Here is a 10,377-nt window from a genome sequence, read left to right as displayed (position 1 = left end):
ATATAATGCATCTCTCACTACCCTTGTACATGCAGCATCACTGAAAACAGGTGCTTGGATACCATTCAATGTATAAGAACAAAAGAGTCTGGGCGCTGATCTACATAACAGCATCAGGTGCTAAGGTCGGAATCAGCATCACCAAACTCACCGGAACAGAGGTAGCTAACCTCAACTCCAGGAGAGATACAAGGTCGGAAAAGCGCCAGCACGATGTAAGCCTCGTTCCTCGATATAACTGGCGCGCCTCCGACATTGACGATTAAAATTGGCACTGATCGTGACAGGCGCCCATTGGCATGGTGCATTATTGTTGACATTATGCTGGGGCTTGTGTCACCTACGCCAATGGGTTCATCAAGCCTAAAGTGCCTGTCCCGATAGAGAAATACGGATAGAGCCCCTAAGGCCCACTATGCTAGGAGCTCGGCCCTTTAGAGTTTTCTTCCGCCTTTTCGTCATTCTCCGGCTGATCACTCAAACCCGGTACCGCCTGGCAAAATGTGCACTCTTCATTATCCACCGAGGCACCGCCTGCCTCCACATAACGAATCCGATGACTGCCTTTGTCCCGATTGGCAGATACGGCAAAGCGCCGTTGCTCACGCTCAGGTATCGTCTTTTCTGTGTCATGATTAGCCATGGGTTGTCTCCTTAAAATACCGGGAACCGCTTCGTTAAAATCAAGCCTAGGTCGGCATAAGCCCCAGCACAATGCCAATAATTATTACAATGTATACCGCGCGTAGTGCAACTAACGCCATCCGACATTAAAGCCAAATATTACCCCCGCTCGTGACAGACACCCAGGCGGCATAATGCATTGTTGTTGACATAATACAGGGATTTGTGTGATGGACGCCAATGCGATCACAGAGCTAAAGTGCCTGTCCTCATAAAGAAAAGTGCCTGTCCTGGTAAAAAAGATAAAAAAAGGGCGCCATTGTGGCGCCACGGAAGTTGATAGGCAGAGGTCGACGTTATGCGGGGACAGGCGTCTCTTGCTTTTGCTCGGCACTTTTAGTTGGATTGCCAAGGTAAACATGCTGATACGCATAATTTGTGGCTTCAATGTAGCCTTCAACCGAACCACAGTCGAATCGCTCACCTTCAAATTCATAGGCTAATACGCAGCCACGTTGGGCTTGTTCAAGCAACGCATCCGTGATTTGGATCTCACCACCTTTGCCTGGCTGCGTATTCTCCAAAATATCAAAAATATCGGGCGTGAGAATATAACGGCCAATGATCGCCATATTGCTTGGTGCATCTTCCGGGGCGGGTTTTTCAACCATATTGTCCACACGGAATAATCCAGACTCCAATTGACAACCACTGATCACACCATATTTATGGGTTTCTTCTTCCGGTACACGTTGTACAGCGACAATGGAACAGCGATAGTGGTTATAGAGATCAACCATTTGTTTTAACACAGTGTCGCCGCTCAAATTCAAGCAGAGGTCATCAGCAAGCACGACGGCAAAAGGGTTATCACCAATGAGTTGCTTACCGGTTAAAATGGCGTGCCCCAACCCTTTCATTTCATTCTGGCGAATATAAGTAAATGACGCCGCATTGATCAAAGATCGCACTTCAGTCAGCAAGGCTTCTTTTTTTGTCCCGCTAATTTGATGCTCAAGCTCATAGTTTTTATCAAAATGATCCATCAAGGCATGCTTACCCCGACCCGTCACAATACCCATATGTTTCACACCAGCTTGAATCGCTTCATCCACGCCGTACTCAATCAATGGTTTATTAACAATGGGCATCATTTCTTTTGGCATGGATTTCGTCGCGGGTAAAAAACGGGTGCCATAGCCGGCGGCAGGGAATAAGCAGTGCTTAATCATGATCTCTCCTAGCATTCTAACGTTGTTTTTTTATATAAAGATGAATAGCTGACAATGTGTAAAAAAGGGCAACGTGTTCTCACATTGCCCTTTATGCCTTTACTTAGCGCTTCGAGTTATCCCGCAACGCCACTATTGATAGCTGTAATTATAGTAACCATAGTTACCGCCATACGTGCTTGAGGCTTTACGCACCACGCCATTGAGGACAAAGCCTTTTACATTAACGCCGGCTTGTTCAAACCGTTGTTTAGTGACCTCGATTTCTTTCACAGGGTTTTCACCAAAGCGGCCTACTAGCAAGGTTGTGCCCGCGTGTGCCCCCACAATGGCGGCATCGGTCACGGCTAAAATAGGTGGCGTATCAATAATAACAATGTCGTATTGTTCGCTTGCCCACTCCAGTAACGCTTTAAACCGCGGATGCATTAATAATTCAGAGGGATTCGGCGGCACCTGGCCACGCGTTAATACATCTAAATTCTCCAACACCTGATGATGAATCACCGCCTCACGCTCAGATTTCCCTGCCAAGCAATCAGAGAGGCCCTGATCCGCTTTCAAACTAAATTGGTGGTGCAAAAAGCCCTTTCGCATATCTGAATCGATGACTAGCACTCGCTGGCCACTTTTTGCCAATACGCCAGCCATATTCGCAGACACAAACGACTTACCAATGCCAGGGCTGGGTCCTGAGAACATCAATACATTGTTGGCGGACTCCATCATCGCAAAGTGCAAACTAGTACGCAGTCCACGAAGCGCTTCAATTGACAGATCCGCTGGATTAACCGACGCCAATAAACTCTCGCTTGCCGTTCGGATTTCTTTCTTCTGGCGTTTTTTCTCAATATCTTGCTGCATCGATGAAAGCGGCACACTGGCATATACAGGTAAACCGATCGCCTCAATATCATCTGGGTTTTCAACGCCACGGTTAAATGCCGCCTTCAATAGCACAATACCGACCCCGATCATGCCGCCAAGTAGCGTTGCGATCACTGCGATCAACGGCTTTTTCGGCTTAACAGGCAACTCATAGGTTTGCGCATCATCGATGATACGCACGTTACCCACGGTACTGGCTTTCATAATATTCAGCTCTTGGACCTTGTTCAAAAGCTGCACATAAATCGCCTGATTCACCTCAACATCGCGTCTTAAGCGCAATACTTCGCGCTGTGTTTTGGGCAGTTTTTGCGTTTGTGCTTCAACACGCTTTTTCTCACCGAGCAAGGTTTTTCGTTTATCTAGCAACGAAAGATAGGCCGGGTGCTCTTTAGTAAACTTCTGCGCCAATTCACTTTCTTTAAACGTCAGCTCGTTAAGCTGTTTTTCAACCGAGAGCATAGTATCGAGCGAGGCTTTCGCTTCCATCGATAAATCAACCGAATCGTTTTCTTGGCGAAATTTATTCAGCTTATTCTCCGCCGTGGTCAACTCTGCTTTCACGCCCGGCAAGTGCCCTTGTAAAAACGCCAAGCTCTTTTCTGCTTCAGCGGCATCACGTTTCACATTCTGCATGAAGTAGTTTTGGGCAATGTCGCTCAGCACCTTCTCGATACGGGCTTTGTCCTCACCTTGGTAAGAAAGCGACAGAATACCGGTTTGCTTGCCGCGCTCACTGACCGAGAGTCTATCTTGCATCGCTCTAATCGCACGTAAGCGGCTGATTTTTGACAACGTAAACGTATCCCCTTTGTCAGCCTTGAGGTCAGCAACAAAAAGATGAAAACCATCATCCATAGCCGCTTTGCCTACTTGGCCTTGAAGCACACGCACATCGTCACTGTTAAATAGCGAATACTGTCCATCGGCATCCACGTTCAAACGAAACGGCTGGCTATCATAGCCTTCTGGGATCTCAAAACGGCTAATCGCAATGCTGTTTTGGTTACCGGTTAAACGCGCCAATCCTTTCCCAACCATAGGAAAATAATTCGGCTCAGCCACTGTGGTTAAGTTATATTTATCCACGGTTTTGCCTAGCACCATCCGCGAGCGGATCAGCTCTATTTCAGTGCTAGCCGAGCTGTCACTGGCAAACAGATCACTCGCCCCCTCGCCAAGTAACGAGGACATTCCGCCCTCTTTTTGCTCAACCTGGATAAGTGCATCCGCTTTATAAATCGGTGTTGCTAATAACGCAAAGGCAACACCCATGGCAGCAAATAACGCTGTAAAACCAATAATCCACCACTTACCATCAACTAAATGGCCAAGCAGTTTACTCAGATCAATCTCGTCATCGTTACTCACCGATGACGTACTATGTGTTTGTTGGGTCATTATTCTACTCTTGGGTCCAATCAGGCTCTCACTGTCCAATGATGACCATGGCTAGATACCACGGGCCCGTTTATCGCAATACACTGCACCATTTTTCTGCGGCTTGTGCGATTAAATCATACGCATGTTCAAACGCCTCATCGCTTTGACGATAAGGGTCGGGAATCTCTTTATGTGCCGACAAATAATGGCCAAATAGCATGGTTTTCCCGCGAGCTTCGGGCGCAATACGGCATACTTCATCTTTGTGCCCCGCTTCCATTACCAAGATCAAATCATGATCACGGCACATCGATGCAGTCAGCTGGCGCGCCTCATGGCCCGATAAATCAACACCATGATCCGCGGCCACACGCAACGCACGCTCGTTCGCTGGTTTCCCCACCAAGGCATCGATACCGGCTGACGCAATATTTTTATCCGGTAATGCCGCGCGCAGCAGCCGCTCACCGGTTGGGGAGCGACAGATATTGCCAACACAAACAACCAAAATATTATCAAACATAGGCGTTACCCATTATCGTGGCCACGTCTCAATTCGAAGGGCACCTTCAGTTAACTCATTAAAGCCAGAAATGGTTGGCAACAATGAACGCACAACACGGTTCCAACGAGCAATCGGCGCGGCCGTCACATACACCACATCGTACGGTTGCAGATCAAACTCCGTCCCCACAGCAAGTGCGGTAGCGTCTTGCACATTTAACTGATAAACATCCGCGACAGGTTCGGATTTTTCATAACGTGGGCTGTCCGGCACCTGTTTAGCGGTGCTGCGAATCACAAACACCCCGGTTGCGTCAGCTTCTAGCTCATCAATGCCCCCGACCGAGCTCAACGCTTCGGTTAAACTCATGCCCACGCGATCGATTTTCAGCATTTTGGGATCATTCACTTCCCCCAACACAAACACTTTTTGGCCATCATTGCGGGGCACATGAAGAATATCGCCATCCTGCAACAAACGATTTTGGGTTAAATCGCCTTTTTGCATCAGCGCGTACAACGACATGCTTTGTTCTTCGCCGCGTTTGGTTAAGGTCACATTGCGCCAATCGGCAAACTCAGTGATCCCGCCGGCGTGATTCACCGCATCTAAAATAGTGGTGGGAATATTGGTGATCGGTTGATAACCCGGCTTTTTCACTTCACCCGTAATATACGATTTTTGCGAGCGAAAGGCGGCAACATTGACATCAACTTGGGGCTTTTCAATATACGTGGCGAGGCGCTTAGCAATATCATCACGCACTTCTTGTACCGTTTTACCCGCAACATGCACTTGGCCAATGTAAGGATAAAAAATGGTGCCGTCATTGTGCACCCAGTTGCCGGCTTCAGCAGAGCTGCGGTACGATCCCGCCGGAATGGTCAGTTCAGGGTGATCCCAGATAGTGACGTTAAGCACATCCCCCGGGCCGATGCGGTACTCGTAGTTTTGTATTTTCTGATCGAGTTCAGGATTCACCTGCGCCAAGGTTCGCCCACGCTGACGGTTTAACTGTTTAATATAAGAGGGTGTGAGCGGGTGAATATTGACCTGCTGCGAGAGATCACCTGCAGGCTGGCCCACGATATTTTTATCGCTTGGATCAAAGTGAGATCCCGGCATTGTACACCCGGCCAGAGCAAGCGTGCTCATAGCGACAAAACAAAAAGGTTTTAACACAACATCATCCTGGTTTTTGTTGTAAATTCCGCTGAACGGTAAAGCAATCGATGCGTGACTGACGATCGACAAACACACCCAACCTTTGTGACTTTTTATCACGCTAAATCGCCGACAAAAAATTGGACGCACTCAAAGCCAGTACAGTAATAGCCTGCGGATAATACAGACATCAAGACGTGAAATAAACCCCCTACCCAATCGATATAAAACGCATAAATTTACTAACAAAAAGCTGTAACACTCAGATCTTTCTGGCACAATAGCGCCCAACAAGTGTGATACATTTACAAACCGCGATGAAATCGGTAGGTTAAAAGCGTGTCTGCTTAAATAGACCCGACTTAGTGAACATTAAGTGAGCATTAAGTGAGCATTAAGCTGACATTGTTTATATAGACAGTTTTAAATAAAACTATCCATGGAGAGTGTAATGAAAAAAGTAGCAACAGGCCTTATCGCTATGCTGTTCGCTGCCGGCGCAATGGCAGCAGGCGAGTCTGCTGGCACCGCAGCAGGAAGCAGTACCGGTGGCGCTACCTCAGGCACAGCCGCGTCTGCAAGCGCGGGTACCGCGAGCACAGGTGCAGCCAGTGCGGGCGCAAGCACTGCAGCCGCAGGCGGCGCAGCGGGTGCCGCTGGTGCAGCCGGTGCTGGTTCAGCCGCCTTCGGTGGTTTGGGTGTTGGTGCAATCGCCGCAGGTACCGCCGCTGCCGTAACAGTTGGTACTGCCGTGGCCGCAGCCAGTGACGATGGTACAACAGGCACAACAGGCTCAGTAACCACAACTGGCGGTTAATGCTGGCTAACCCTAAAACAACCGCCCTGGGTGGCGGTTGTTTTTTTGTCTTTAATTCCACGACGTACCGAGCATCATGACATTTTCTCGACTCGCCCTTTCTCTGATACTGCCTACGTTCCTACTCGGGTGTAGCCAAAAAGCCAGCAACCTTGCTGACACCTACAGCATGCTTTATCAAGGCTTTCCTGACGCAACCTACAGCCGCTCAGACATCAACGCGCTACCCTATGCCAGTATTTATGCGCGCTTAGGAGAAGGCCCGAGAGGGTTTTTAGTGTTGGCGTTTGCCGAGCCAAATGCAACCACGGCCCCCACGTTAAAATGGCTCTCTGCCGATCAAGAACTCATCGCCACCACCGCTGGGCGCATTACCAAAACATTGACATTGCCTGGCACCAATCTGGTTGCTATTCACAGTGATACCCCCGACCCGCTGGCATTAGGGTTAATGAACGCCACCACGCCTCAGCAGTGGCAGTTCCAACTCGATTTTATGCCCGGTTATCACATCGGTTATCAAGCAAACAGTCAGTTTAAGCGTCAAGGCCAACAAACAATCACAATCAACGAGCAGACACACAACGCGGCACTGTTTACCGAAACCGTCACCGTTAGCACCATTGAACGCCAATGGACCAACCGCTATTGGTTTGATCTTGATTCCGGGCGATTGCTTAAAACCGAACAAACACCGGCACCTGACATGGCCCCCATCACCATCGACTTTCTTAAGCCGTATCAGGGAGATTTGTGATGAAAACCATCCAGCTAACCACCTCTCTCTCGTATCGTCGTCTGGCAACCGGGGCGCTGTTAATAGCCACCTTGATCAGCGCGGCACCGTTACATGCCGCCATGCTAAAACATCAGGTGACCGTCGACGGGCATACCCAAGACTACGCACAACCGCCGCGATTAAGCCAAGCGGTATCAGAGGCTTTAACGGCCACCAACGCGACTATCGATCGCGTATACTGGCTCGGCGCGGGCCTTTATGACATCACGCTCCCGAGCCGATTGGCCCCCCGAGCGCTGGCAGCAACGGAAAACCAAGCGGCGATACACGCGAACCCGATTAAACGTCGCTGGCAACGCTTAACCCATCAGCTTCAGCAGTTTACCGTGGCACGGCGTGCCAAAGTCCGGCTAGACCCTGATTTGTTACGTGTGGATAAAAGCAAAAATCCGCGCATTGACGGCCAGTGGCAACTGGTGCTCCCCACTCGCCCAACCCATGTTTGGGTGCTGGGTGATATCGACGCTCCCGGACGCTATGCGTGGTCAACGCGTCAAAGCGCGAGTGATTACTTAGACGAGGCCACGGCCTCAACACGCGGGCACTCTTACGCGTGGGTCGTTCAACCCGATGGCGCGATTGAAAAACACGCGATCGCGTATTGGAACCGCTCACATCAAAATATTGCCCCGGGCGCCGTGGTTTATCTGCCGCTTCCCGCCAAAGCGTTAGCCTCATACCCTGATACCGGCAACGCCAATCAACTTGTTCTCGACTACCTTAGCAACAGGCTTCCGGAATGAAACGTGCTGTATTAACCTGTTCTGCCATTGTGATATCTACGGTCAGCGCTTCGCCGTCACAGGCAGATGATTTCTCTTATCCGGCTTTACACACCTCACAAATGGACTTTGGTGGCATCGGCTTAATGCAAATGCCCTCCGCCCGTCATGCCCCCGAGGGGGAATTCAGTGTTGGTGTGACGCACAATGACGATTACATTCACTATCATGCCTCCTTGCAGCTGTTCCCATGGCTAGAAACCACGGTACGCTATACCCAAGTCTATGATGTTTTGTATAGCCAAAACCCAGATTTTAGTGACGACAACAGCTACACCGATAAAAGCATCGATGCCAAGCTAAAACTGCTTGAAGAAAGCTATTGGTTACCGGCGTTGTCGGTTGGTGTGCGCGATATCGGTGGCACCGGATTGTTTGATGGCGAATACATTGCCGGCTCTAAACGCGCCGGGCCGTTTGATTTTACCTTAGGGGTCGGTTGGGGCTATTTAGGTAACCGTGCCAATCTGCGCGGTGATAAAAGCCAAGGGAGCGACTGCGATCGCAACACCGGCTATAAAGGAAACGGAGGTAACGTTGACCTTGAACGTATGTTCTCTGGCTGCGTGTCGCTATTTGGCGGCGTGGCCTATCAGACTCCCTGGGCTCCGCTATCACTCAAACTCGAGTATGATGGCAACGACTATCGCTCCGACTTTCCAACCAGCCGGGCCGGCACGCCGTTAGCGAGCGACAGCCCTTGGAACCTTGGTGTGGTTTATCAACTCACACAGTGGGCGGATGTACGTTTAAGTTACGAGCGTGGCAACACCTTTACTGCCGGGATCACACTGGCCAACAATTTTAATCACGCCGACCCTTTTTGGTTAGATGATCCCATTGCCGTTTACCAACCGGCAGATACAACCCACACTCTCAGTGATAGCCAATGGCAACAACTGAGTAAACAGCTTGCTGCGAACGCAGGCTATCAAGATAACCGCGTGTATTATAACGGTGAGCAAGTTACCGTGACCGGTGAACAAACAAAATACCGGGATCGTACTACCGCGCACGATAGAGCGGCCCGGTTAATAGCCAACACCGGTATTGATGCCAAACGGTATCACGTGATTGAAACCAATCAACGTCAAGCCCTCACAGAGACCGTGATCGACGCCGAGCGTTATGCGCAAGTCGCCCGTCATGATTATTTAGGGGCAAGCATTGACGATGCATCTGGCACCGTGTCGGCAGGCCACACGCCTGCTAGTGGGCCACAAGTCAGTGATCAGTTAGATACCTTCAATGCCGGGTTCGCACCCAAGCTGCGTCAATCCATTGGGGGGTCGGAAGACTTTTATCTCTACGCATTAGGCCTCACTGGCCAGACGGAGTGGCGCATGAACGACCACTGGCTCGCCTCGGGCGCCATTTATGCCAATATCACCGATAACTACGACAAGTTTAACTACACCGTTCCACCCGATGGCACCGATTTAAAACGTGTCCGTACACTCACACGCCAATATTTAGACGAGACGTTTCGCGTCACCAATCTTCAGCTCACCTACCTGGATCGTTTCAGTGATCATTGGTATACCCAAGCGTACGGCGGCTATTTAGAAGACATGTTTGCCGGCGTGGGTGGCGAAGTACTCTATCGCCCGTTCGATAGTCCCTTCGCGCTTGGTGTCGATATCAACTATGTCAAACAGCGTCGGCCAGGCAGTGTGTTTGGCTTATTTGAGCAAGAGCTGCAATATAGTCAGGCAGATCAACAAAGCTATCGAGTACAAACCGGCACAGCCACTGGCCACGCTACCCTATATTGGCAAGAGCCACTTGGGCTGTTTGACGGCACCTTGGCAAAGATCAGCGCAGGACGTTATTTAACCGATGATGTAGGTGTCACTCTTGATGCCTCTAAGCAATTTGACAGCGGTATTATCGCCGGTGTATTTGCCACCAAAACCGATCTGTCGGCGGAAGAGTTTGGTGAGGGGAGTTTTACCAAAGGGTTTTATATCTCGATTCCGTTTGATTTACTCTCGGTTAAACCAAGCACCCAACGCGCGAATATTTCGTGGATGCCACTGCAACGCGATGGCGGACAACAATTAGGGCGTAAATACCCACTTTATGAACTGACTGATCCACGTTCACCGTGGCAGTCGCGTCCTATCCAATAAAGCCTTATCCAATAAAACCTGGTCCAATAAATAAGCCCGCGTCTAGCGGGC

Annotated in this window: 9 protein-coding genes; 4 read left to right on the top strand and 5 right to left on the bottom strand. The window is 49.9% G+C overall.

Annotation, left to right across the window (positions count from 1 at the left end; translation table 11 throughout):
* Window positions 1–418 precede the first annotated feature (418 nt).
* The 5 genes from BZG75_RS14855 to BZG75_RS14835 form a co-directional block, all read right to left on the bottom strand.
* Window positions 419–643, bottom strand: a complete 225-nt coding sequence (locus BZG75_RS14855) for a hypothetical protein (RefSeq protein ID WP_077577398.1) — start codon at window positions 641–643, stop codon at window positions 419–421.
* A gap of 337 nt (window positions 644–980) precedes the next feature.
* Complete coding sequence (gene galU, locus BZG75_RS14850) at window positions 981–1,856, bottom strand: UTP--glucose-1-phosphate uridylyltransferase GalU (RefSeq protein ID WP_077577397.1); 876 nt, start codon at window positions 1,854–1,856, stop codon at window positions 981–983.
* A gap of 132 nt (window positions 1,857–1,988) precedes the next feature.
* Window positions 1,989–4,145, bottom strand: a complete 2,157-nt coding sequence (locus BZG75_RS14845; RefSeq protein WP_077577396.1) for a polysaccharide biosynthesis tyrosine autokinase — start codon at window positions 4,143–4,145, stop codon at window positions 1,989–1,991.
* A gap of 70 nt (window positions 4,146–4,215) precedes the next feature.
* Window positions 4,216–4,650, bottom strand: coding sequence for an arsenate reductase/protein-tyrosine-phosphatase family protein (locus tag BZG75_RS14840; protein ID WP_077577395.1), 435 nt, complete (start codon window positions 4,648–4,650; stop codon window positions 4,216–4,218).
* 12 nt (window positions 4,651–4,662) lie between these two features.
* Window positions 4,663–5,814: a polysaccharide export protein gene (locus BZG75_RS14835; protein WP_033379334.1), complete on the bottom strand. Its 1,152-nt coding sequence runs from the start codon at window positions 5,812–5,814 to the stop codon at window positions 4,663–4,665.
* Window positions 5,815–6,247: 433 nt separating this feature from the next.
* Between BZG75_RS14835 and BZG75_RS15345 the strand changes: the two genes are divergently transcribed.
* From BZG75_RS15345 to BZG75_RS14815, 4 genes are all read left to right on the top strand, one after another.
* Window positions 6,248–6,613: a hypothetical protein gene (locus tag BZG75_RS15345; RefSeq protein WP_021024224.1), complete on the top strand. Its 366-nt coding sequence runs from the start codon at window positions 6,248–6,250 to the stop codon at window positions 6,611–6,613.
* A 76-nt stretch (window positions 6,614–6,689) separates the two neighbouring features.
* Window positions 6,690–7,370 carry a YjbF family lipoprotein gene (locus BZG75_RS14825; RefSeq protein WP_077577394.1) on the top strand — a complete coding sequence of 227 codons (681 nt, stop codon included), beginning with the start codon at window positions 6,690–6,692 and terminating at the stop codon, window positions 7,368–7,370.
* Complete coding sequence (locus BZG75_RS14820) at window positions 7,370–8,155, top strand: capsule biosynthesis GfcC family protein (protein WP_077577393.1); 786 nt, start codon at window positions 7,370–7,372, stop codon at window positions 8,153–8,155. Before BZG75_RS14825 ends, BZG75_RS14820 begins: the two co-directional genes overlap by 1 nt.
* Window positions 8,152–10,326, top strand: a complete 2,175-nt coding sequence (locus BZG75_RS14815; protein WP_077577392.1) for a YjbH domain-containing protein — start codon at window positions 8,152–8,154, stop codon at window positions 10,324–10,326. Before BZG75_RS14820 ends, BZG75_RS14815 begins: the two co-directional genes overlap by 4 nt.
* The last annotated feature ends 51 nt before the right edge of the window (window positions 10,327–10,377 follow it).

It is taken from the genome of Salinivibrio sp. AR640 (assembly GCF_001995405.1).
Lineage (GTDB): Bacteria > Pseudomonadota > Gammaproteobacteria > Enterobacterales > Vibrionaceae > Salinivibrio > Salinivibrio costicola.
This window is presented reverse-complemented; position numbering and strand designations above follow the sequence as displayed.

Bases quoted from the DNA above. Each gene is read 5' to 3' on its own strand.
- BZG75_RS14855 (WP_077577398.1), bottom strand. From the start codon at position 643: ATGGCTAATCATGACACAGAAAAGACGATACCTGAGCGTGAGCAACGG.
- galU (WP_077577397.1), bottom strand. From the start codon at position 1,856: ATGATTAAGCACTGCTTATTCCCTGCCGCCGGCTATGGCACCCGTTTT.
- BZG75_RS14845 (WP_077577396.1), bottom strand. From the start codon at position 4,145: ATGACCCAACAAACACATAGTACGTCATCGGTGAGTAACGATGACGAG.
- BZG75_RS14840 (WP_077577395.1), bottom strand. From the start codon at position 4,650: ATGTTTGATAATATTTTGGTTGTTTGTGTTGGCAATATCTGTCGCTCC.
- BZG75_RS15345 (WP_021024224.1), top strand. From the start codon at position 6,248: ATGAAAAAAGTAGCAACAGGCCTTATCGCTATGCTGTTCGCTGCCGGC.
- BZG75_RS14825 (WP_077577394.1), top strand. From the start codon at position 6,690: ATGACATTTTCTCGACTCGCCCTTTCTCTGATACTGCCTACGTTCCTA.
- BZG75_RS14820 (WP_077577393.1), top strand. From the start codon at position 7,370: ATGAAAACCATCCAGCTAACCACCTCTCTCTCGTATCGTCGTCTGGCA.
- BZG75_RS14815 (WP_077577392.1), top strand. From the start codon at position 8,152: ATGAAACGTGCTGTATTAACCTGTTCTGCCATTGTGATATCTACGGTC.